Annotated in this window: 19 protein-coding genes; 5 read left to right on the top strand and 14 right to left on the bottom strand. The window is 62.9% G+C overall.

Annotated features, from left to right (window positions below; translation table 11 throughout):
- Positions 1-64: 64 nt before the first annotated feature.
- The 7 genes from dhaL to VSR34_RS27840 form a co-directional block, all read right to left on the bottom strand.
- Complete coding sequence (dhaL, locus tag VSR34_RS27870) at positions 65-739, bottom strand: dihydroxyacetone kinase subunit DhaL (RefSeq protein WP_028211449.1); 675 nt, start codon at positions 737-739, stop codon at positions 65-67.
- Complete coding sequence (locus VSR34_RS27865) at positions 739-1,743, bottom strand: dihydroxyacetone kinase subunit DhaK (RefSeq protein WP_028211448.1); 1,005 nt, start codon at positions 1,741-1,743, stop codon at positions 739-741. The genes dhaL and VSR34_RS27865 overlap by 1 nt, the downstream gene beginning before the upstream one ends.
- A gap of 3 nt (positions 1,744-1,746) precedes the next feature.
- Positions 1,747-2,889, bottom strand: coding sequence for an alcohol dehydrogenase catalytic domain-containing protein (locus VSR34_RS27860; protein WP_028211447.1), 1,143 nt, complete (start codon positions 2,887-2,889; stop codon positions 1,747-1,749).
- 76 nt (positions 2,890-2,965) lie between these two features.
- Positions 2,966-3,736, bottom strand: a complete 771-nt coding sequence (locus tag VSR34_RS27855) for an SDR family oxidoreductase (protein ID WP_028231254.1) — start codon at positions 3,734-3,736, stop codon at positions 2,966-2,968.
- A 13-nt stretch (positions 3,737-3,749) separates the two neighbouring features.
- Positions 3,750-4,802 carry a substrate-binding domain-containing protein gene (locus VSR34_RS27850; RefSeq protein ID WP_036018708.1) on the bottom strand — a complete coding sequence of 351 codons (1,053 nt, stop codon included), beginning with the start codon at positions 4,800-4,802 and terminating at the stop codon, positions 3,750-3,752.
- Positions 4,803-4,828: 26 nt separating this feature from the next.
- Positions 4,829-5,821: an ABC transporter permease gene (locus tag VSR34_RS27845; RefSeq protein ID WP_342964102.1), complete on the bottom strand. Its 993-nt coding sequence runs from the start codon at positions 5,819-5,821 to the stop codon at positions 4,829-4,831.
- Positions 5,818-7,299, bottom strand: a complete 1,482-nt coding sequence (locus tag VSR34_RS27840; RefSeq protein ID WP_342964101.1) for a sugar ABC transporter ATP-binding protein — start codon at positions 7,297-7,299, stop codon at positions 5,818-5,820. Before VSR34_RS27840 ends, VSR34_RS27845 begins: the two co-directional genes overlap by 4 nt.
- 264 nt (positions 7,300-7,563) lie before the next feature.
- On the opposite strand from VSR34_RS27840, the gene rpiB reads away from it, so the two are divergent.
- Positions 7,564-8,058: a ribose 5-phosphate isomerase B gene (gene rpiB / locus VSR34_RS27835; RefSeq protein WP_042288912.1), complete on the top strand. Its 495-nt coding sequence runs from the start codon at positions 7,564-7,566 to the stop codon at positions 8,056-8,058.
- A gap of 32 nt (positions 8,059-8,090) precedes the next feature.
- Complete coding sequence (locus VSR34_RS27830; protein WP_036018742.1) at positions 8,091-9,068, top strand: sugar-binding transcriptional regulator; 978 nt, start codon at positions 8,091-8,093, stop codon at positions 9,066-9,068.
- Positions 9,069-9,604: 536 nt separating this feature from the next.
- On the opposite strand, the gene VSR34_RS27825 is transcribed toward VSR34_RS27830, so the two are convergent.
- From VSR34_RS27825 to VSR34_RS27815, 3 genes are all read right to left on the bottom strand, one after another.
- Positions 9,605-10,852 (bottom strand): type II toxin-antitoxin system HipA family toxin, encoded by a 1,248-nt coding sequence (locus VSR34_RS27825; protein WP_028211441.1) that lies wholly within the window; start codon positions 10,850-10,852, stop codon positions 9,605-9,607.
- Positions 10,845-11,129 (bottom strand): helix-turn-helix transcriptional regulator, encoded by a 285-nt coding sequence (locus tag VSR34_RS27820; protein ID WP_342964100.1) that lies wholly within the window; start codon positions 11,127-11,129, stop codon positions 10,845-10,847. Before VSR34_RS27820 ends, VSR34_RS27825 begins: the two co-directional genes overlap by 8 nt.
- A gap of 207 nt (positions 11,130-11,336) precedes the next feature.
- Entirely contained in the window at positions 11,337-12,038 is a 702-nt protein-coding gene (locus VSR34_RS27815) for a potassium channel family protein (protein ID WP_028211439.1), read from the bottom strand.
- A gap of 513 nt (positions 12,039-12,551) precedes the next feature.
- Here VSR34_RS27815 and VSR34_RS27810 point away from each other — a divergent pair.
- A complete protein-coding gene (locus tag VSR34_RS27810) occupies positions 12,552-12,761 on the top strand; it encodes a hypothetical protein (protein ID WP_202905085.1) in 210 nt (69 codons plus the stop codon).
- A 526-nt stretch (positions 12,762-13,287) separates the two neighbouring features.
- Complete coding sequence (locus tag VSR34_RS27805) at positions 13,288-14,013, top strand: hypothetical protein (RefSeq protein WP_342964099.1); 726 nt, start codon at positions 13,288-13,290, stop codon at positions 14,011-14,013.
- Between the two features lie 567 nt (positions 14,014-14,580).
- Here the strand turns inward: VSR34_RS27805 and VSR34_RS27800 are convergent.
- Entirely contained in the window at positions 14,581-15,090 is a 510-nt protein-coding gene (locus tag VSR34_RS27800) for a hypothetical protein (protein ID WP_342964098.1), read from the bottom strand.
- A 265-nt stretch (positions 15,091-15,355) separates the two neighbouring features.
- Positions 15,356-15,964, bottom strand: coding sequence for a hypothetical protein (locus tag VSR34_RS27795; RefSeq protein ID WP_342964097.1), 609 nt, complete (start codon positions 15,962-15,964; stop codon positions 15,356-15,358).
- A 1,007-nt stretch (positions 15,965-16,971) separates the two neighbouring features.
- On the opposite strand from VSR34_RS27795, the gene VSR34_RS27790 reads away from it, so the two are divergent.
- Complete coding sequence (locus tag VSR34_RS27790; protein ID WP_342964096.1) at positions 16,972-17,646, top strand: hypothetical protein; 675 nt, start codon at positions 16,972-16,974, stop codon at positions 17,644-17,646.
- A gap of 1,105 nt (positions 17,647-18,751) precedes the next feature.
- Here the strand turns inward: VSR34_RS27790 and VSR34_RS27785 are convergent.
- On the bottom strand, positions 18,752-21,358 hold the full coding sequence (locus VSR34_RS27785; protein WP_342964095.1) for an AAA family ATPase: 2,607 nt from the start codon (positions 21,356-21,358) through the stop codon (positions 18,752-18,754).
- A 7-nt stretch (positions 21,359-21,365) separates the two neighbouring features.
- Positions 21,366-21,806, bottom strand: coding sequence for a hypothetical protein (locus VSR34_RS27780; RefSeq protein ID WP_342964094.1), 441 nt, complete (start codon positions 21,804-21,806; stop codon positions 21,366-21,368).
- Positions 21,807-23,020 lie beyond the last annotated feature (1,214 nt).

Here is a 23,020-nt window from a genome sequence, read left to right as displayed (position 1 = left end):
CGCATTCAGCCAATCGCAGGCGATTTCCCCAGGTTTCGATGCTGTATTCGCCGGTCTGAAGGGGTCACGATGGCGCGCCCTGCGGCCCACCGTCCAGCCGCGCCGCGATCGACGCCGCCATGCTGCACAGAATCAGGCAGCACGAGGCGGCTCCCGCATCGAGCGTCCCGACCGATCGCTCACCGAGACGCGATGCCCGACCGATCCGTGCCTGCATGGCGCGGGTGGACTGCTTGCCGCGCTCGGCGGCCGCGCTCATCGCCATCAGCGCCTGCCGGAAATCCTGGCCGGCGTGCAATGCCGCATGAAATGCCGTTTCGGCTGGCACGAGCGTATCCATGAGCGTCTTGTCGCCAACCTTCGCGTCGCTGAGCGCCTGTACGCCGGCCAGGCCGGCTGACAGCGACGCGCCGAACAGGGCCGCGCCCAGCCGCTGCTGGTCCCTCAACGGTCCGGCGAATTCCATGAAAAAGCTGCCATAGAGCGGCCCCATCGAACCGCCAATGCCTTCCAGCAACGATAGCGACAGCAGCTCGAGCGCGATGGGCAAACTCACCTCGCCGCGCGCCTCGAGTTGCGCGCCGCACTGGCTGAATCCTTTGTTCATGTTGATACCGTGATCGCCGTCGCCGATGGCGGCGTCGATCTCCGACAACTCGTCGCGGTGGCGCTGGATCACGGCAACGAGATCGCGCACCACAAAACCGGCATCAGCCAGCGGCAACCCTTGCGTAGACATCATGCGCCATCTCCCATCGTGAGGCCGATACTGCGGCACGGCGCCGCCAGCAACTGCTTCAGTTCGTCGTCGAGCCGCGTGACGGTCAGCGTCACGCCCATCATCTCCAGCGAGGTGAACAGGTTGCCGACGAAACGAAAACCAATCGACAATCCAGCCTCGGCGAGGCGCGCGGCCACCTCCGCATACAGGATGTATTGCTCCATCAGCGGCGTCGCGCCAAGCCCCGACACCAGCACCGACACCTCTTCGCCGCGTTCGAGCGGGAAGTCGGGCAGGACGATGTCGAGCATCAGCGCTGCCATGTCCTTCGCCGGCACCGTGCGAGTTACCTTGACGCCGTGTTCGCCGTGATGGCCGATGCCCAGCTCCATCTCGCCATCGGCGATATGGAAGTTCGCCTTGCCGTTGGCCGGAATCGTGCAGGCCGACAGCCCGATGCCGACCGAGCGGGTATGGTCGATCGCCTTCTGCGCGCTGGCGATCACGGCATCCAGATCGCCGCCGAGCGCCGCGCGGGCGCCGCCGGCCTTCCACATCAGGATCTCGCCCGCTACGCCGCGACGCTTGATCCGCTCGTCGCGCCCCGCCGACGCGACATCGTCGTTCGCCACCACGGTCTTCACGTCGATGCCCTGAGCAGCCGCCATCTTGACGGCCATCTTCACGTTCATGTTGTCGCCCGCATAGTTGCCGTAGAGGCAAGCGACGCCCGCACCCTGGTCGGCACGCCGGAACGCGTCGAGAAAACTCTTCGCGGTCGGCGACGAAAACACTTCGCCCACCGCGACCGCGTCGAGCAGGCCCGGTCCCGCATAGCCGAGAAACGCCGGTTCGTGGCCCGAGCCGCCGCCGGTCACGACGCCGACCTTGCCCCTCGCCGGCCGCGCCACGCCGATCACGCGCGGGTTGCGCGGATCGGCTGTCAGTTCGGGATGCGCGGCCAGCACGCCGCGCAGCATATCCTCGACCACCTGGTCGGGATGATTGATGACACGGTTCATGGATTACCCCTGCGGATCCAGCACGACTTTCAACGATTGCTCGCCGCGCTCCATCACGGCGAACGCTTGCGCAAACTGCGACAGCGGAAAACGGTGCGTGACGATACCCCGCATGTCGATCCTGCGCGAGCCGATGAAGTCGATCGCGCGCGGATACATGTAAGGCCCGAGGTGGGCCCCGAGCACGTCCAGCTCCTTGCGGTCGCCGATGATCGACCAGTCGACCGTCGCCTCGTCGTTGAACACGCTGAACTCGACGAAGCGGCCCAGCTTGCGCAGCATCGAGAGGCCCTGATTGACGGCGCGGTGGTGACCCGTCGCCTCGATGTAGATGTCGCAGCCGTAGCCATCCGTGATCGACTGGATCCGCTCCACCACGTTCGCCTCGGCCGGATTCCACACCTCGTGGGCCCCCATGCGCAGCGCCAGCGTGGCGCGCTCAGGCTTCATGTCGAGCGCGATCAGCCGCTTCGGATTGCGCATGCGCACCGCGCCGATGATGCCCAGCCCGAGCGTCCCCGCGCCGGCCACTACGACTACGTCGTCAAAGCCGACGTCGGCGCGGTCGGCGGCATGCAGTGAACAAGCCAGCGGCTCGATCAGGATCGCTTCATCGGGCGGAATCTCATCGGGCACCTTGTGCACGATGCCTTCCTTCGTGAAGATCATGTACTCCGCCATCGCCCCCTGCACGTTCTTCTGGAAGCCGTACAGGTCGTGCTTCTGGCACATCCAGTACTGGCCGTGATGGCAAAAGCGGCAGCCCCAGCACGGCACGATCTGCTCCGAGATCACGCGCTCGCCCACCTGGACGCCCCGGCTCTCCGCTCCCGGGCCCAGCGCCACGACGCGGCACACGAATTCATGACCCGGGATCATCGGCGGCTTCACGTAGCGCGGCTGGATCGCATTGCCCCAGAACGACGGCGCGCCGCGAAACGTCTTGATGTCCCCCATGCAGATACCGACCAGCTCCACCCGCGTCAGGATCTCGTGCGGCCCGGGTATCGGCACTGGCACCTGCTCCAGCCGGTAATCTTCCGGCCCGTGACACACCACGGCGCGCATGGTGTCCGGCAGCGCGCCCGCCATGCGCTGCCCGCCCGCTTGCTGCGCCGGCAAAAGCGCTTCGGCTATCGACGACATGAGACGTCTCCTTTCCCTTTTCGGTTCGTACTACGGACTATGCGGCTGCCTGCGGCTGCACTACGGCCGGCGGCGTTCAACGCACGGTGTAGCCGCCGTCGATCACGACGTTCTCGCCGGTGATCATCGCCGCCGCATCGCTCAGCAGATACAGTACGAGCGCCGCAATCTCGTCCGGCTGCGCGAAGCGCCCGGCCGGAATCTCGCGCCTGGCCCGTTCGCCGGCTTCGCCTGCCCACGCCTGCTTGCCGAGTTCCGTTTCGACGATCGTCGGCGAAACCGCATTGACCGTGATCCCGTACGGGGCCCATTCGATCGCCAGCACCTTCGTCATGCCGACGATCGCAGCCTTGCTCGCGCAGTAGGCGACATGCCGCTCCAGCCCGACGACGCTCGCCTGCGATGCGAGATTGACGATGCGTCCGCGGCGTTCGCTCGCGATCATCTGCCGGGCCACGGCCTGCGCGATGAAGAACGACGCTTTCAGATTGATCGCCATCGTGGTATCCCACGCGGCTTCGTCGACATCGACCGCCTTGTCGAGCAACGCCACCCCCGCACTGTTGACGAGCAGATCGATCCCGCCAAAACGGGCCACCGCGAGGTCGACCGCAACCTGCGCCGCGGCGCCATCGCGCAGGTCGAGCAGGAAGCCCGCATGCTGGCCGGCCGTTCCCGGCAACGCCTCTGCCGTTTGCGCAGTCCGTGGATTGCGGTCGACCAGCGCGACGCGCGCGCCCCGCATCGCCAGCAATTGCGCACAGGCATGGCCGATGCCGGCCGCGCCGCCCGTCACCAGCGCGACCCGACCGCTGAAGTCGAACGCCCTGTCCCAAAGATCCGTCATGTCCGCTCCTTGATCAGCCACCCGTCACCTGGCGGTACAACTGGTCGGCATTCGCCGGCGTCACGGGCACCCACGGCAGGATGTAACGCTTCGCCGTGCCGTCGTCCCACCTCAGATCCTTCGCGTAGCGCTGCCAGATCACCGACTGCGGCTTGTAGCCCGGCCCGACCAGTTGCCGCAGCACGAGGTCGAGCGCGCCCTGTGATTGCGCCTGCGCGTCCTGCAGGAAGGTCGTGAGTTCGCCCTTCTTCGCGGCCTGGATCGCGTCGGGCATGCCGTCAATCGACGTGACCGGAATGTCCCTCGGCGCGAGGCCCCGGTTCCTGATCGCCTGCAGCGCGCCGAGCGCCATGTCGTCGTTCTGCGCGATGACACCGTTGATCTCCTTCGGATGGGCATTGAGCCAGTCCTCCATCAGGTTCATCGCTTCGGCGCGCGACCAGTTGGCGGTTTTCTTTTCGATGACCTTGATACCGGGATACTTCGCGAGGACCTCGATCTCGCCCTTCTCGCGATCGATCTGCGCCGACTGACCGATCGGCCCCTGGATGATCACGATGCTGCCCTTGCCGCCGAGCTGCTTCGCCAGCGCTTCGGCCTGCAGACGGCCGCCCTCTACATCGTCGTTGCCGATGTACGGCACGTTCGGCGTGGCCAGCATCGTGTTGGACGCGATCAGCGGCGTATCCGACGAAGCCGCGCGCTTCGCGACGCCGATCCCGGCCCGGGTATCGATCGGCACGAACAGGATGCCGCGGTATTGTTGCGTGAGCATCGTTTCGATCTGGTTGTTCTGCGTCAGCGCGTCATAGTTGCCGTCGAACACGGTCAGCTGCACCGTGCCGTTCTTCACGGCCGGATGCGCCTTGATTTCGCGCACCCAGTTCTGCATGAACTGCCCCTTCATGCCGTAGACCGCCGCGCCGACGCGATACTGCGTGCCGGCCGCTTGCGCCGCGCCGCCCGCGGCCGTGACGGCGAGTGCGGCGGCGAGTGCGGCGGCGAGTGCGGCGGTCGCGGCGATCCTGCCAAGCCATGTCTTGCCCGACTTCTTGTCCGACTTCATGGGTATCTCCTCCCGGTTGGAACGGATTAGCGTTGCTGCTTGCGGGCCACGTCGATGAGGACGGCGAGGACGATGATCAGCCCCTTCGCAATCTGCTGGTAATACGAGGACACGCCCAGCAGGTTCAGCCCGTTGTTGATGACGCCGATCAGCAGCGCGCCGAACAGCGTGCCGACCACGCCGCCCTGGCCGCCGGACAGGCTGGTGCCGCCGATCACCACGGCCGCGATCGCGTCCAGTTCGTAGGACACGCCCGCCTGAGGCAGCGCGGAGGTGGTGCGCGCGGCGAGGATCATGCCGGCGAGACCCGCGAGCGCGCCGGACAGCACGTACACCGAGCCCACCACCTTGCGCACCCCGATGCCCGAGGTGCGCGCGCTCTTCTCGTTGCCGCCGACCGCGTAGAGATAACGGCCGTACGTCGTGGAGCGCAGCAGCCACCAGAACACGAGCGCCACCGCCGCGAAAATCAGCACCGGCATGGCAAGCGGGCCCAGCTTGCCGATGCCGAGCGCGAGGTAGTCGTCCGGCAGGTTGGCGACGGGACTGCCGTCGTTGACGATGTAGGTGACGCCGCGCGCGATGCTCAGCATGCCGAGCGTCGCCACGAACGGCGGTACCCGGAAGCGGGCGATCGCGACGCCGTTGAGCGCGCCGAGCGCCGCGCCGCATGCGATGCCCGTCACGAGGACGACGACGAGGTTGTGCCCCGCCGCCGCGACGAGGCCGCTGCCGATCCCGGCGAGCGCGAGCACCGAGCCCACCGACAGGTCGATGCCCTTGGTCAGGATCACGCAGGTCATGCCGAGCGCGAGGATGCCGTTGATCGAGGTCTGCCGCAGAATGTCGCCCCAGTTGCGCCAGGTGAAGAAGTACGGACTCGCGAAGGCCAGCGCGACGCAAAGGGCGACGAAGACGAGCGGAAGGCCGAAGCGGCTCGCGAGTTCGGACACCGGCACGCGGCTCGCTGCGGCGTCGGCGGGATGGGAAAGGGTCTGGGTAGGCATGGGCAGGTTCATGACGCGAGATGGAGCAGGGTTTCCTGGGTCACGCCGCCAGCCGGGCACACGGCGGCCACGCGGCCACCCCGGAAAACGGCGATACGGTCGCTGACGAGCAGCAGCTCAGGCGCTTCGGACGACACGACGATCACCGCGCCGCCGTTGCGCGCAAACGTATCGAGCAACTGGTAGATGGCCTGCTTCGCGCCTTCGTCGACGCCGCGCGTCGGCTCGTCGCACAGCAGAAGCACGGGGCCGGTCGACAGGCATCGGGCCAGCACGACCTTCTGCTGGTTGCCGCCGCTCATTGCCGAGACCGGCATGCGCAGCGACGCGGCCTTGATCGCCAGCCGTTCGACCATCGCCTGCGCGAGCCGCCGCACCGGCGCACGCCGGATCACACCGGCGCGCGCGAGACGCCGGTACGCGGACAGTGCGATGTTCTCCTGCACACTGCCGGAGAGCACCAGTCCGCAGTCCTTACGATCCTCGGTGACGAGCGAGACGCCCGCACGGATCGTCCGCGCGGGATCGCCCTGGGGCAGCGGTTCGCCGTTGAGCGTGAGGGTGCCGGCATCGGGCCGCGTCAATCCGTAGATGCAGTTCAGGAATTCGCTGCGCCCTGATCCCATCAGCCCGTAGATGCCGAGAATTTCACCGCGGCGCACGTCCAGCCCGATGTCCTCGAATTCGCCGGCGCGCGTCAAGCCGCGCGCGGACAGACACACCGCGCCATCGGCCGGGCGACGGTCGCGGTCGACGGCGGCCAGCTCCCGTCCGACGATCGTGCGCACCAGGTGCGCGCGATCGATGTCGGCCATCCGGCCGCTTTCGACGTAGGCCCCGTCGCGAAACACGGTGTAGTCGTCGGCGATGTCGAATAGTTCGCTCAGGCGGTGCGACACATAGATGATGCCGGTTCCCTGCGCCGTGACCTGGCGGATCGCCGTGAAAAGCGTCTCCGTTTCGCGCTCGCCGATCGCCGACGTGGGCTCGTCCATGATCATCACCCTGCAGTCATGGCTGAATGCCTTCGCGATCTCGACCAGTTGCGTTTGCGCGAGGCTCAGGCGCTGCATCGGCACGCCCGCGTCGATCGCGAAGCCGAGCCGGTCGAGCAGGGCCTGCGCCCGACGCCGCAGCGCGCGCCGATCGACGATCACGCCCGCCACGGTCGGCTCGCGGCCGAGATACAGGTTTTCGGCGACGGTCATGCCCGGCACCGGCGACAGCTCCTGCGTAATGATCGCCAGCCGGTGCGCAATCGCCTCCGCGGGCGAGGCGAAATCCACTTCCCGGCCATGCAGCCGGATGACGCCCTCATCGCGGCGCAGCAGCCCCATCAGGATGTTCAGAAACGTCGATTTGCCCGTACCGTTGCCGCCGCACAGCGCGTGTACGCGGCCCGCCGCCAAGGTCAGGCGTCCGTCGCGCAACGCGCTCACGCCGTTGAACCGTTTGGCTACCTGGGTTGCTTCGAGCAGAACAGAAGTCACAGGGCATCCTTGACGATCATTTGTTCATCAATGAAATTTTGATACTTCAGAGCAAATGGTAGATATCGCTAAATGGCGTCGTCAACTACGGATGAACCCTGGTGAACGCGTCCTTCCTCCGCTCCACCGGACCAGCAAGGCAACCCATCTCCTATCAAAGTGGTGAGCAAATGCTCGGCATTTGACAAATGGTCATTTCTGATGGTTATAATGCGCGCAACGGGACACGAGCGCTTCGCGGCGCGACTCAGGGAGATCATCACCATGAAAGTAGCGATCGGCTGCGATGAAGCAGCCTATGCGCTGAAGGAGTCGATCAAGCGGCATCTGCGCGACACGCATCCGCAGGTCGAACTGGTCGATTTCGGCACCCACCACGCCGAACAGTCGGTGCTCTACCCGGATATCGCCATTGCGGTCGCCCAGCGCGTCGCCGCGGGCGACTTTGCGCGCGCGATCCTGCTGTGCGGCACCGGCATCGGCGTGGCGATCTCCGCCAACAAGGTGCCGGGTATCCGCGCGGCGCAGTGCCACGACACGTACTCCGCCGAGCGCGCGCGGCGCAGCAACGACGCACAGATCATCACCATGGGCGCGCGCGTGATCGGCAGCGAGCTGGCCAACAGCATCGTCGACGCCTGGCTTAAGGCAGAATTCGACGGCGGCCGCTCCCAACCCAAGGTGCAGCGCATCGCCGACTACGAGCGCCGGGGCGGCACGCCCGCCGGCCTCCCGAATGACGTAACGCTCAAGAGGTGACCGTCGCGATGCTTGCCACCATCGATAACGCCATGACCAACGACGAACTCACGCAACTGTCGACCTGCTACTACATCGACGGGATGACCCAGGAAGAACTCGCCCGAAAGTTCGCCATCTCGCGCCCGAAAGTGGGACGTCTGCTCAGGCGCGCCGTCGAGGAAGGCATCGTCGAGATCCGGGTGCGCCATCATCCGCGCGCGGTACAGGATCTCGAACAGGAACTGATCGCCCGCTTCGGCATCCAGCGCGCCATCATCTCGGTCGATCACAAAGATCAGGACAGCCAGCGGGAACTGCTGGCGGGGCTCGTCGCGAGTTACCTCGACCGCGCGCTGACGGACGGCACGATCGTCGCGGTCGGCATGGGGCGCAACGTCAGCGCCGTGTCGCGCCACGCGGTGTCGACGACGCCGCGCAACTGCTCGTTCGTCTCCGCGATCGGCGGCTCGTATCGCGGCGGAGAAACGATGAACGCCGACCACATCTGCCGCCGGCTCGCCGCGCGCTTTGGCGGCGACAGCGAAACGCTCTACGCGCCGGCGCTCGTCAACGATCCACAGCTTTTCGCCGCCCTGCTGGAAAACGATGTCGTGCGGCAGTCGCTCGACAAAGCGCGACGCGCGACGGTGGCGCTGGTGGGCATTGGCGACATTCTCGAGGACAGCAACATGCTGCGCCTCGGCTGGTTCACGCCCGAGGAAATGGCCGAGGCCAAGCGCGCGGGCGCGGTCGGCGACATCATGGGCTACGACTTCATCGACATCCATGGCCGCCCCGCGACTACGCTGCTGCGCGGTCGGGTGATCGGCCTGACGCTCGACGATCTGAAGCGCATCCCCAACGTCATCGCGACCGCGAGCGAGCCCACCAAGGCCACCGGCATTCTCGGCGCGCTGCGCGCGGGCGTGATCAATACGCTCGCCACCACGCAGTCGATTGCGCAGATGGTCCTGAGCCTCGCTCAAGCCACGGACACGTCGCCGGCTGGCGCTGGCCACGGCTCATGATCCGGCTCATGATCCGGAACTGGACCTTGCGGACACCGTATTTCCATGCCGTCGTTCGCGGCACAGCAGACGAATCGGGCGGCGATGATGATGCGTGAGCTGGCGGAAGTGAAGCCCGTCGTTCACACAGGGCTCGACGTCCGCACCCGGAAGAACGCGGGCATGCGCCTGAAGCATTCAATGGTCTGGCGCCAGTCTCAACGGACAAGGCGGACTCGCCAAAAGCAAAAAGCCCGCGTCGGCTCATGATGCCGAACGCGGGTTTTTGCATCGCCAGCAGGCTGACGGGAGGACATCGCTCCCACTCGATCGTCGATCCAGTGGCCGGGCCTTACGGCCGGCGTCCCCACCTGTTCACGCTGCGTCGATACCGGATGTCATGCCCAGCAGCTGACGGCCGTTGTTGGGCCGCACTGGAGGATCGATGTTCGATTCGCCGGAAAAATCGCCGACATGTTTGCGTCTCGGGGCTGTTCGTGAGCGCGATACCGTTGCCGATACCGTCAAGGCTTGTTTGGACGCGGTCCTCGATACCGTCACAACTGTAATGCGGCGCACAGGTCATCGTGCTCGAAAGCGCTTGCCATCCGTACGATCTCTGCGCGCCTGCAACCAACTTCCTCCGCAACCGATTGCCATGTCCTGGTCACGTCGGCCACAGCCCGGATCGTGGCCCGAGCCTGTTTCAGCGACAAACCAAAGAACTCCGCGGCACTTTCCAGCAGGCCGACTGAACAGGTTGCCTCGTCGAGATCGATATTGGTCGTCAGGATGCGCGCCTTGAGATCGGTTGGCGTGGGGTTGAGGTCATAGGCCGGCGACAATATCCAGCCGTCGCGCCCCGTCCACAGAAAACCGTGATTGCGCAGATGGTCATCGACATTGGAGACCAGCACATTGAAGGTCACGCGGCGATACAACTGTGCGGCATCGGCCCGCGCCTTCGCACCGTGTTGTGTCAGTGCATCAACCAACTCGGGATAACTGCCGCGCTGACCGTCCCGCGATTCCGTCATTGACATGGCCGAGAGAAAGGGGATGCGAATGCTCCCCGCGCGATCGAACCGACGCGATAGCAGCACGGCCTTGCCCGCTACCTCGAGCAATTCGTGATGCGGGGTGGAGATACCGGCGCGTTCGGCCAATCGCAGGGCGATTTCCTCCCACGTTTCGATGCTGTAGTCGTCGGTTTCCTTCGGGAATTTGGCAATCGACAAATGGCCGTATTGATCGATGACTGAAGCCTTGGGACGCGCGCCACCCAGTGACGACCCTGGCGCAAAGATCAGTTGCAAATCCTCATCCGTTTCCTCGTCGCGCAAGATGCGTTCAGTGATCTGGAGCAGCCGCCCCAGTTCGATCAGAGCCGGAACACCGGCGGGCACGGGCGACTGGAATTCTTCTTCTCCGCTCCAGCGGAATCGCAGCGCGCCCAGGCGCGTTTCATCGGCTACGCCCAGCAGATAGTCAAGTTCGCCGAGCGTACGGACGCGCCGCCCTTCCCGTTCGGCGTGTCGACGCTCCGCACGCTGCATGAGACGACGCCCCCAGGTGTCCGGCGCCGAATCGCCGATCGAGCCAAAAATGGGTTGGCCAGCCGGCGGCGGGAAGAGACCTCGCGTCAACGCCAGCGCTGGCTCGATCGAGAAGCGCTCGTCGGCGGCTAGCCAGGCCTCGTCATATTCGAAGGTGACCGTTTCTTCCCGGCGCGACGCATGGCGCCTGAGCAGCCCCGCCGGCCGCGGCGAGCCATCGACATCGATATAAACCTCGACATCAGCCATGATCGACCTTGCCTTTGCCACGCGGCAACCGGACGCGCTGAGGCAACGCTGCGGTAGCCAACGACTGCCCCACCGTATCGTGGGCAACGTCGGCAACGTCCTGAAGTCCGCCTAAAAGGCCGAGCGCCAGTAGCACGGCTGCATAGATGCCGATGCTCACACCCGGATCTCCAGCCTCGACGCGCTGCAAAGTCGCTCTCGACGTGAAAGCTCGATCGGCCACCACCGCCATGGTCAACCGGCGGCGGCGACGCGCATCGTGAATATCGGCACCCAATTTTCGCAGCGCCCGCCGGACGCCGGCAGAAGGAGCGTGAGGGGTTGGCATTTTGCAATCTTCGTAAGTCGCTGTGATAGTTAATGTATCACGAAGATAACATTTCCCTCGGCCGAACTAACCGAACGGTTCCATGCCGCCCGGGTACAGCAGGAGATGATGAGTCGCGGCCGCCGTTGTCGGCCCGATGAGATGCGGGATCAGCGGTCAGTTCTTGTCTGTTCCGGAACTGCCGCCTGCCAGGTGCAATGACACAAGTCGCGCGAGCACAATAGCCGGATAAAGCTGGCCAATGAGCCCCTCGAGATTCGCAAGCGATCTCGCCTGCCGCGCGACGGGCACGATGTCGCCATACCCTGCCGTAGTCAACGTGACGAAGCTGAAATATATCCAGGTCGAGGAGTTCTCCGGGCCCGGGCCGAGTGTGGTTCCGGAAAACGCATGGGGAAACCTTAAATTGACCAGCTGATAGGCATAGGCCCAAATCATGCCGATCAGGATGTAAAGGGCTATCGCTCCGTCGATCCGGTCAAATGTGACTTTGCCCGGGCCGAACACGATCATCCCGAGGGTTGCACCAATCAGCGCGACCGCCGCGAGAGCGGTTTCGTCACGTATCGCCAGCGTGTAATCCGCCGGAAACAGCCAGCTGGCGCAGCGCACCGTTACGGCAATGAGAGCACCCAGAGCGATCAGAGGGAAAACGCCGGGTCGTTCTTTTGACGTCACGACCCCGGCCGCGAGGATCAACGAGAAAAGCACGTCCTGCACGATACGGCTGACCTGACTACCGGGCTCGCTGAAGAACGGGATACCGAAAAGCGATACAACGAGGAGCGCAAGAAGTGCGGCCATGCTGGCCTTGCGCAGCCGCGTGAGGCAGTCCGCAAGTCGTTGGACGTACGTCATCGTTTCTCCCGTCAGGCAACAACAGCACGGTCAGCCGTGAAGAGTGGATACGAAAGCGGGATTCGCAATCGCATTGCCGGGCGCTCGCTGCTCACCCTCGGCCCACGATGAGTCGCGGTGGAAGTTCGAAGCGCACTGAATCCGTGATGCGATAAAGCGAATATCACACTGCCGGCCGGCAAATGGACGCTTGATGCAGATCAAAAAGGGGGCATCGAGCACCGCTGACGCTCGCCACACGAGCGGGAATCCGGCAGATTGCGGCTTTGAGTCGTGGTGTCGGTGTGCCAGTCAAGGGCCGGTGAGTCGTCGAGCCCTATGACTGCCAGAATGGCAATCACCCTCCGAATGGCTGTTTGCTGATGCGACGACAATAAGCATAATGCAGCAAATCACTAAATACAGGACGAGCGTTCTTTAACATGCTTGGCCCGGAATGGACCAAACCGGAAGGGATGTTAAATTACGGATACTGGTTGTGGCCTATCAGCAGGTATGTCGAGCGGCACGGGAATGAAAACGGAAATTGTCATTGTCCTTTTTAAAGGAGCTGAACAATTTACCGGTGAGTACGGCATCCGTCCACTGCTGAAAGAGCACCCCAAGGAAGTTATGGACGAGTTGATCTTGTGGACTAGCGATGAAAATTTTCATGTCCGAAGGCTTGCCAGCGAAGGGGTTAGAATACGCCTACCGTGGTCACAAAAACTTTTTTTGCATTAGATGAATTTGAACGATACACAATGCACCGGAAAAAGCCAAGTATATAATTGCAGAGTGTGAGAAGGCTAAAAAGAGCACGGCGCGAGAATGGATTGTCAAGCATGGCATGAGAAATCAATCATAGAAATTAATTGAAAAACGCCGCCCTTATTAATGATCCATACAAACGACAAGAACATGAAAAAAGCCCGCAGAATCGCGGGCTTTTTTGGCTTTACTTCGGGTCGTCGCCAGACCTTGCCGGATCACGCACCAAAATGACACTCACTCCCACTCAATTGTCAATAGCAGCGCTAACTTCGCGCGAACATTGGAATTTGGCGAATCGCGCCGCCGCCGCACCGTCACGGGTACCGTCAGCATGTGCGCACCGCGTCCACGAAAGCGCTGGAGCAGCCGCACCGGACAGCACCAACCTGCCTCACCCGAAGCCCACCACGGCCGCAGCGCACACCGCGGCAGCGGAGTATGCTTCTCCCCCGGATTCCGCTGATAACGAACGAAAAACACAGCTACGGGGAAGCACATGACAATCGAGGAATTGGTCTACGAAACCCAAGCCGTAATGGACGCGGCAGCCAAGGTGCTGCGCGCCGGCGCGTGGCTCATCCGGAGCGGGTACGGGCGCTTGATGCTGCTGCCATACCTCTCGCCGGTCGGCACTTGGCGCTGCGAATTCCACCCGCCCGGCCGACCCAGCCAGGCCTTCTTCCGGTACACGAGCGCCAGTGGGTCGAAATACCTGCGAGATCATTGCGGAGGGTCGATCCGCCGAAACGCATCGCCGCGAGCGTTGGCGGAGGCAATCATGGTGAGTGTCTCCGACGCCACGAAGGACGCGTGCCGCGGCGAAACCCTCCCGGAAACACTCACTTGGCTGGAGAGACTGGACGCAGCGCTCGACGCAGGCTTCCTGCCGTCGGCATTCCATGAATACACGAGCGACTTCTCGCAGTGGGATCTGATCAGCACGTCGCGCGGCAACGGCGACCCGATGCCCCCGCAACCGGGATACGTCCGGCCCGGATCGGAGCCCAGCGTTGTCGACATTGACTGGCGCGCCGGCGAGGCAGCGTGGAACGAAATCGCCGGCAGCGAGCGGGCCACAATCAACCTCGCGATGCTCGCCGACGACGATCGCTGCTACGAGCTTGCCGATCGCGTCCGGCTGGCATTCGATGCGACGAAGCACGGGGTCGACGCCCAGCGCCTCCTTCGAGCCATCGTGGGCGAACTCAGCCGGCAGCCCTAAATCCCTTCGTTATCAACGGAATTCGAGGGTGCACAAAATGGGTGTATGGATCGCTGAGGGTGCATAAATCACGCGACGCAGGTTTGTGAGCACGCCGTTTCATGGAGCACGCAACCGTCCCGTTACGTGCACATTGCTCCGGGGGGCGGAACCGCCATATAGTTGGCCCGTCACAAACAGGGTCACAACAATGAGCCTCCTCGCGAGCATGGGACAGTAACCGGCGTGACTTGGGCGAATACCGGGGAACAGCGATACTTTTTGTCGCAAGACATGCTGTTGGGAGAGTGACCGATTCGTCGAAAGGCGGTGCAAGCGACCTCTCCGTTGTCTCGTCGTGCGCCGTAGGCGAACTAAGCCAATGGCGTCCACGAGCTGTGCGCTGGCAGCTTGGCTCGTGGGTCGTCGTGAGAGATAAACGCGGAGGACGTTGACAGCGTTGACCATGACGTTGACTGCGGCCTTTGCCGAGTCAGCGTTCGCTAACACTCCGATTTTCACGTCCGCCAAAATGGACCTCGATATCTGGTCGATTCGCACGAGGGTCACACAAAGCACCCCCAAGAATTAGAGATTGGGAAGGTTGCCGTTGATGGCCTCGCGCAACGCAACGGACGCCTGCCAAAAACTGAAGATGCGCCGATCGCTACGGCCAGAAGCGACATAGCGCCGCCTCAATGCGACCAGCAGCTTCTGCTCACATTGGCGAACCGCGGCGTCCAACGCCTGCTCCGTTTCGCGACGTTCAAGTTCCGCCACTGCGTCATGAGCGAAACGCAGCACGCGGGCCGAATCCTCAACCTTGGCAGCAGCGGCTACGGTAAGTCGCTTCGCTTCACCAATGAGAGCCGTCAAATCGCGCACGTCAGCGTCGATGCACGCGAGACGCATCGCCGCAACCGCCTCGTCGATCGCGCCAGTGCGCACATCCGTTACCAACTGATCTCGCGCGGCGGCTTTCTCGGCGAGACGCTTCTCGATGGACGCAACTTCGGCCGCGACGACCGCCAGAGTATCCCTGACCACGCTGTGCTCGCGCTCGGCGCGAATAGCTTGTTCGTGTTCGTACGTGTTCATGTGTATCAGTCCAATGCAGAAATAAGGGTTTGCAGACGCGCAGCCGACGCTTCGGCTCGCCGGCGGGCTTCTCGTTGAATTTCAGCGTCGTCGACGCGCTTCGCTTCGGCCGCAGCACGCGCGCTTGCCTCTGCCTCATCCCGCTGCGCAAGCCTCGGCGGCCTCGATCTCGGCACGAATCGCTGAAGCGTCATTGCCGGCCAAGAGCGCCGTGCGCAGGTGCGCGCGCAGAGCTTCGATAGTTTTCTTCGCCATTGCGGCTCCGTCAGTTAAAAAGCTTCGCGACTAGCCCGGGAGGGAGCGGTCGCTGTTCATTCAGCAGATGCTCGATTCGCGTCGCGTCGTCGGCACCAATGCGGCCGGCAAGAAGCCCACGCTCGCAGGCTGCACGGGCCTCTGCCTCGGTCAGCGAGCGGTCGCCGTGGGTGACGCGATACGCGCGCTTTCCGCCACCGAGCAGCTCGTCGGCGTTCGGAACCTCGCGACGGCGCGCGGCCGAGTCGCTCGCGGCTTCCTTGATCTTCTGGTTCGGCACGGCGCCCAGCGCTTTCACGAGAGGCTGACCATTGGCACCCCTCACGCCCATCTTCGCGAGAGAGTCGAAGCTGATCACCGCGTGGCCGGCGAGCGCTGCGATCGTCGCGCCGTGCTGCGCGGAGAGCGGCGCAGGAAGCGACTTCGCAAGTGCCTGACCGTTACCGTCCTTCTTCCACGCAGTCGGACTCGCCGCCTTCGCGAACGTGCGACCGCCGCCCGCCGCGCTCTGCCGCGCCTGCTCGGCACGAAGGACTGCCATCAATTCGTTGAAGTTCACTTCGACATCTCCGGTTGACTGACCGAGCCGCATGCCGCACGCGGTCTGGTCCGGATCCACCGCGACACCTCCGTGTCGCGCCACGCGATCGTCGCCGGCGACGTGCGAACCGGAACGGGGAAACCGCCAGACGCAATGAGTCGATCGAGCGTCGTCGACGCAAGCCCGGTCCGATCGAGCACCGCCGGACGACGGATGAGTTTTTCAGGTGGGTGGGGCATAGCGAGCCCAATGAGTTGCGACACCACCAGCATCCCGTCACGACTCGCGCGTGGGGTGCCATGAGATGCGATGGGGGGATCGAAGGCGAGCCGCGTCGATGAGAAAAGCACTACGTTTTCAGGGGATATCGTGCGAAAAGTCGTGACGTGAGCATGAGTGCGTTATCCCCGCGCGCCGATGCACATGCCCGAATATGCCTATGCGAAGCCCTCATCTGCTCTCCGCAAGCGCCGGATCAGCGCTGCCGACGACGGTCGCGTCGAGCTTCGCGAGTTGGCCGGCTTCCCCGGCGTCCTGGTGTTCAGATGCGAGCGACTGCACCTCGAGCTCTCACCGAGCTCATGCGCCCGGAGCTACCGCGCCCCACGCAACGATGCGTGTATCTGCTGCCCGATAGGCGCACGCCACGAGCTCGAGGCCGAGCCTCCGTCGGCGGCGAAGAAGCGATCGAATCCGCCGGCGGCAATCAATGTCTCGCCCGACGAATCCGACATCCAGGACCGACTGAATCGCCGCGCCGCGCTGCGAGCCACAGGCGGACAGTCGGCGGCGCTCTCGTGCATTCGATGCCTGAAAAGCGCCGCGACGAACAGGAGGCTGATCGGCCGCATGCGCCTCGTACGTGCGCAAACGATCTGCGTGAGCTGCTACAACCGAGAGAAAGAGGTGCTGCGCGGTGCGAACGCTAAAGGGGGCCGCCCGAAAAAGTGGGCCGGAAGGTTGCTCCGTACGCAGATCGTCTGCGTTGAAGGTGGCGTCCAGAAGCGAGGCTGTCCACGGGCGTCAACGAGGCGCAACGCTATGCTGCGCGCGCCCATCCGAAGGCCCGCGTCATCGGGGTATTCGTGGGGAGCGACTTCCGCCTGATCGCCGCACCGCACGGCGAAGGGCTCGACCGCGCAAAATCGGTGCGTGGCGAGCGCATCGCAGAGCGCAAGAAGGCGGAAGCCGAGACGCGCCGCACCGAGCGGGCGATGGCCGAACCGGAAACCACTGACAAACATGACGTTTCAGCAACGGACACACCACCGGCCATCGCGACACCGCGCAAGTTGGCCGCCGGCGTGCGCATCGGGCTCCTCGAACTGCAGCGCGACATCGGCCGCGCTCGATGGGCGTGCCATTGCGACTGCGGAAAACAGACTGTGCTCCACGCCACAGCGCTGCGCGGCTCGCGACAATCCTCGTGCGGATGCGCTTCGCGTCGACCGGCTGTCGAGACTGATCCGCCGCGGCAGCCCGAGCACGGGGCGCCCAAGCCACGTAGAACGTCGACCATCGCTACAGGCATGCGGCGGGGCCACCTGACCGCCCTGCGGCACGTGCGCGAGACGAAGTGGCGATGGCTTTGCGTGTGCGGCAGCGTGAGCACTATTGACGCTGCGACGGTGGTTGCACGAAAGATACGACACTGCGGCTGCGGCGGAAAGAAGCGCGCCGACGTAGTGACAAAGACGGCCGACGAGCAGCTCCGGGGATTCTACGCGTCCATGCCGATCGTCCTCCTCGGCCCTCTTTGACGTCCTTTCTGCTGCGGGCTGCCAGTGGTCCCAGAAACGCGTGCTCGACTTCTCACCGGCCACTACCGACCAGAAGCCGTCCTTGGTCTACGACTGCGTTTGGAAACCGCTACGGTCGCATTCTTCTCGACTGTCACGAGTCGTCCGTGGTAGCGGACGACGAATTCAGAGGCGAACTGCGGTTGAGTAGGACTTCCATCATACCCCAAATTCCATTAGGATCCCTAATCCTTGCCAGTGCTCTTGACACGTTCTGCTCATGTTTCTCGCCTTCAGCCCACCCCATCTCTTTCACTGCGTTAACCTTGGCCGCCGTCGCTTGATCGATCGGTACTATTGAATAGGCCACAAGCAAGATCCGACCGGACGCGAGTTTGGCCTCAAAGAGCGGCTTTGGCTCCCATTTTGCGCTCGTTACTTGCTTCCCCTCATGAGGCGTGAAAAATACGAAGTCGAAACGTATAGCCCACCCTTGTGGGGGAGCCGGAAGGAAGGTGGCCTTCTTAGCTGGTCGTGCTCGGTTAACTTGAAGCTCAGAGGCCGGTATGAGCACAAAGAACTGCCGAGTCAAACTCCCCGGGAGGGCAGATGGATTGTTCCAACGCGCGATGTGGCGATTGTCCTTAGCAAAGGGTACAGCGGTGACGTGCTCCGACCTCACAGACCACTGATACTTTCCGCTTTCATGCAGGCTAATCTTGTCCTGGTGTGACCCGCCATGGGAGACGTAAATATCATTCTTTTGGATCGTGAGGCTCCAAGTCGAGGAGCATCTTCGTTCGTCAGCGACGAAAAAACGGAAAGCCGTCTTACTTGCCATAAGAAATTTTGAGTATCCAATCGCTGCATAATCTGTCATTGCCGAGAACGAGCCCTCGCTTCGGCATTTTTGTGGGGTGAGTCCGGCCTACTTCACGCATGTTTCTGAGACCCTGAACGTGCCACGACAGCGAGGCATTCCAGTTTGTGGGTGGTCATGTTCGCAACGGGTCGAGAAACGTCTTCGTTGCCGATTTCCGTAACAACCGTTGTCACGAGTGGCGGGTCGCTCTGAAACTGGATACGTGGTTTCCGACTGGCAAATGATCCACTCGCCGAACTCACCTCATTCCTGTGCCTTCTTTCTCACATACTTCATCCCGAGGCCCGCCTTGTAAAGCTGTCGCGCCCGCAGTTCACCCGGATACCCCGCTCGTGCCTCGAACATCCCGATTTTCTGCATACTGGTCAGGGAGCGCCTCACCACATCTGCTGGAATGTTTGCCCTCTCCGTCAGTGTCTCGACGATTCCCTCGATGGAAAACGGCGTCTGAAGTCCGTCGAAGGCGGCAATCAACCTGTCTACGGCTGATTTGTTTGCGTCGACGTTGGACTCGATGTCGAGGAATGAATACAGTTCGGTCCTTACATCGCTGATGAAGGACCGAGAAGCCTGATCGTAGGCGAGCAGGACACTCTTGCTGGAGAGCCGACCGTCGACCAAGTCGACCGGTCCTGCCTCACCGGAATTGTCTGCCAACGTTCGCAGGAACCCGTCGAACAGCCTCGGATAAAAGGCGGAGTCGGCGCCCGCGTCTCCTCCCGCGTCCGAGAAATATGAGGCGAAGAATGTTGTCGTTTTTAGGCGATTGCGCTCCAGACCCGAGGGAAAGATTTCCAGCAGTAAAGACTCGGAATCGTCATCAGACAAAGCCCCGCGCGAGATGCTGTCGGCCTCCTCTTCTATCCGCTTGCAGACGCTGGTGAAGTGCTGCTGGAACCAGGGCAGACTCACGATCCGAGCGAGTGCGAAGTTAAGAATCGTGGTCTTGTTCCAGTGCAAATAGAGCGCAGCCCCTTCAATTTGCTGTTCGACGTTCTCCGCCGCCCCAGTTGCAAGGTCGGTGCGCAGTAGCAGCCGTATCGTAAGCGTCCTTGAATAAGTCCTATCGAACTGGACAGCCGCGAGGAATCGGAACAGGGCTTCGACGAAGGAACGAAGGTCGGCGGCCGGAACCGCCGTTTCGACACCATCGATCACGAAAGCGCGCTTTTCCGTGTGGCTGGTGAAATCTTGGGGGCCGAAACGAACGAGCGCCCCTGGATGTGCAGTAATCAGATCGACCTGTTCCTGAAGGGCAGCTTCGAGCACCCCCTCGCCCTTCGTGCTCGGCGTCGAGAGGGCGGCACCCAGCAACAACCACCAGAACTTTTCAAAGTCCCGGTTACATGCGGCCAGTGCGGACTGAAAACTGCGGTTTGCGCTGGGCAAGCCGCCGGCACGCGAGTCGTTCGCGACGAGAAGCGGCTCGGCCAGATTGCGACGCACAAGCTCGGTCAACAGCCTAGTCTTTCCCGTCCCCTTTCGGCCAAATACATAGGTATATGGACTGTCTGCGCTGAACAACTTGGCCAGCCCCGGCGTCAGGATGAATTGCCCGTCATCCGTTGAGCCGCTGCTCGTCAGCGTACCTTGTTGCATCGGCGCAGCAGGATTGCCGCTCAGGCCCAGCACGGAGCGCAACTGGCCAATGGCTTCGCGACTGGCGCTCGACATGTCGCGTGGATTCGGCTGCTGCCCGTCGACGAAATTCTGGTCGTGTCTCCAGAAAACCCAGTAGGGATCTAGATCCTGGGGATCGATCGCATCTTCGATCTGCATCGCATCAGCGATCTTGCTAAGCAGACCCTCAATAAATCGCGCGCTCTGGCTACGCGTGTCCTTTGCGGTCTTTTTGGGGTCGAGCGAAAAGCTGACGAAAGCCCCCGGGGATTCTGGATCGTGGGCCAGCAAGGTGTCGAGCAGTCGTGAATCCAAAATGTGCCGTGCCATGCCGTCCGGACGAACGAAAATTACGGCCGGTCCGGGCCAAGCGTCCATGATGGGCAGAACGGAGGGGGCGAGCCCGGTTCGATGATCAAAAAGCACGACGTCATAACGTGGCGAACCGTTTTCCGCTTCTGTCTCTATCTGCTGCCGAAGATCCGCCACCGCCAATTGCAGCACCGACGCATCCAGCGACGCGTTCAGCAGGAAAGCGGCAAAATCCATGTCGAAGCGTGCTGCGACAGGCCGCGCAGACACAAGGTCAACGTATCCCGTGACCGATTCGCCAACGTACGTGCGCGAAAGCGGTGTGAGCGTAGTGCCTGGTGTCGCCAGGCCCATCAAGGTCGCGTCGATGTCCGTAGCCGCGACGCCAAACATCGCGTCCAATGAGGGCGCTTCAACATCGGCATCCACGGTGAGCACGCGGTAGCCAGCATCGGCCAGCACCTTGGCAAGCGCCACGAGCACGGTCGATCGTCCCTGGCCACCCTTGTATCCGTAAAAGTGAACTGCTTTCGCAGTGCGCTGGCCGGAGGACGCATTGCCTGCCCTGTCGTGCTGATCAGCCAAAACGGCGGGCGGAACCATCGCAGTTTCGCTGCGCGGGGTGAACGCGTTCAGCCAGCTAGCTCCCGCTTCGCCTGAACCCAAAAAGCCGAACTGTTCCCGACGTTCCTTTTCCGTGATCAGTGCCAACTCGATCATCGGACTCGCGGCAACTAGTGCGACGTCATCCGCTGACATGCCGACAGCCTCGCAAAACGCGGTGAACCGGGCCTCAGTGGCCATGCCCTCGAACGAACCGCCGACGCACAAGATATACAGTGTCGGATGTGCGTATTCGACCTCGAGCTTGATGCTGTCGATGTGCGCAATGGATTCAATGAACTCGGATATTGTCATGGCCGGATCAGAGTGATTTCTGGAACTTCGTTGCTAGGTAAGACCGGGTGCCGCCCACGAGATCGGCGAGCGTTTTCGCCTGTTCATGGGTCGTCGACGGCGCAGGCCAGCCGTCAGCGACGTGCCGCGTATAGCGGATGTAAGGATAGGACTCCGCAGGGGCAAACCGAGCCACTCCGTCCTTGCCTTGCACGCTGATGGCCTTCAGCGCGTTGCTCAACTGGGCGGACAGTGCATTGAGCCGGACCTTGCAGCCGCGCTGGTTGCCCACGGCAAAGCGGTGTGCGAAGACGTTGAGTGCGGCCGGTACATTGTGGTCGGTCAGTCCGGTCGCCTGTTTGAGGACCAGCTCGATCGCGACCATACCGCAATAGGCCCTGACGATCTCATCGGCACTCGATGCTGCGGCGGCGACAAAAGCGCGGATGTTCGTTGTGTGTTGGCTCATTCGTTTGAATAGCGTTTACCGGAACGATCGCACCAGAATTGGGGCGTCCCATAATGATATCAATTGAGCGATCAACTCCGTGCGCCGTTCTTGCAACCACTGCTTGGCAGCTCTGGGGGACCGGCAACGAGCAGGAGTGGCAGGGCGTGACTCATCGCTGACGCGCGGGATTTTCCGGGGGCGCAGACTCATGATCATGGGCCTCCGCGCCGAGAAGAGCGTCTCGCCGCTCGGACCACTTTTCCTCAGGCCCGCGGTCCGGGCGACGAAATTGGTAATAACGATCGAATACACTGACGCAACGGCAAACCGAGCAACGGGCTGCCACGACGGCGAGCAGGAATGGCAATGTACAATCGCTGGTTGGTACGTGCGATGTGGAGTGGTTAAAAGCGGTGCCCATTTCCACCCCAAGTGGTCGCGCTGGGCGCGCATGCTGATTTAAGCGGCGGAAACGGTTCGTGAGTGCGAGTTCACGGATAGCGAAACCTGAAGTTCGCGATCGCAGAGGTACGAACGGCAGAAAAGCGTCCTCAAGCAGCTACGTGAACTGCGACACCTGGATGTCGATAAAGGACGATGCCCGAGCGTTCGTCCTTTACGATTGAATGGTGGTGTGGCCGACGCCCGAACGTCAGAGCGACGCCGCACGTGAACGGCGGCTTGTGGCCGGCGAGCGAGCGCTCGCCGGACGTCTGCAGAAATGGAGTAGACCAGGCTGATCAATCAACGGGAGTACCGACGCAGCCGCACGAACATACCTGCCCCAGCCGCAAGCGTCCCGCACTCACAGTCGTCTCACCGCCGCATTCGGACCGGCATATCCGCCTCCCCTCGCCAGCGTAGTGGTCCGTCGTCAGGTGACCGAACGCCTAGCCGCCCCGTAGCGCAGGCAAGCTTGGACGAGACCGCCACACACGACGCTGCTCGCGGTAACCGCAATCCCGCGTTTGGCTACCCTCCACCGCCTCCAGTTCGGCAGTCACGTGGCCACCGCACCGACCGCCCCACCCACTTCGCGCCCTTGGCCCCAGTGGGATAGCAACACTTTTCCGCTGGTGCCGGCTCGTGGCGCCATGGTTCAATCGTGTCCTGCCTGGGTGTGGCGCCCAGCGACAAGACCAACGCGAGGGACCTGAGCCGTGAGCACCAACAACCGAGCACGTCAGCCAGGCCTCGCTCGAGGCCACGATCTACACCGTGGATCGCTTCAT

It is taken from the genome of Paraburkholderia sp. JHI2823, from assembly GCF_038900695.1.
Classification (GTDB): domain Bacteria; phylum Pseudomonadota; class Gammaproteobacteria; order Burkholderiales; family Burkholderiaceae; genus Paraburkholderia; species Paraburkholderia mimosarum.
This window is presented reverse-complemented; position numbering and strand designations above follow the sequence as displayed.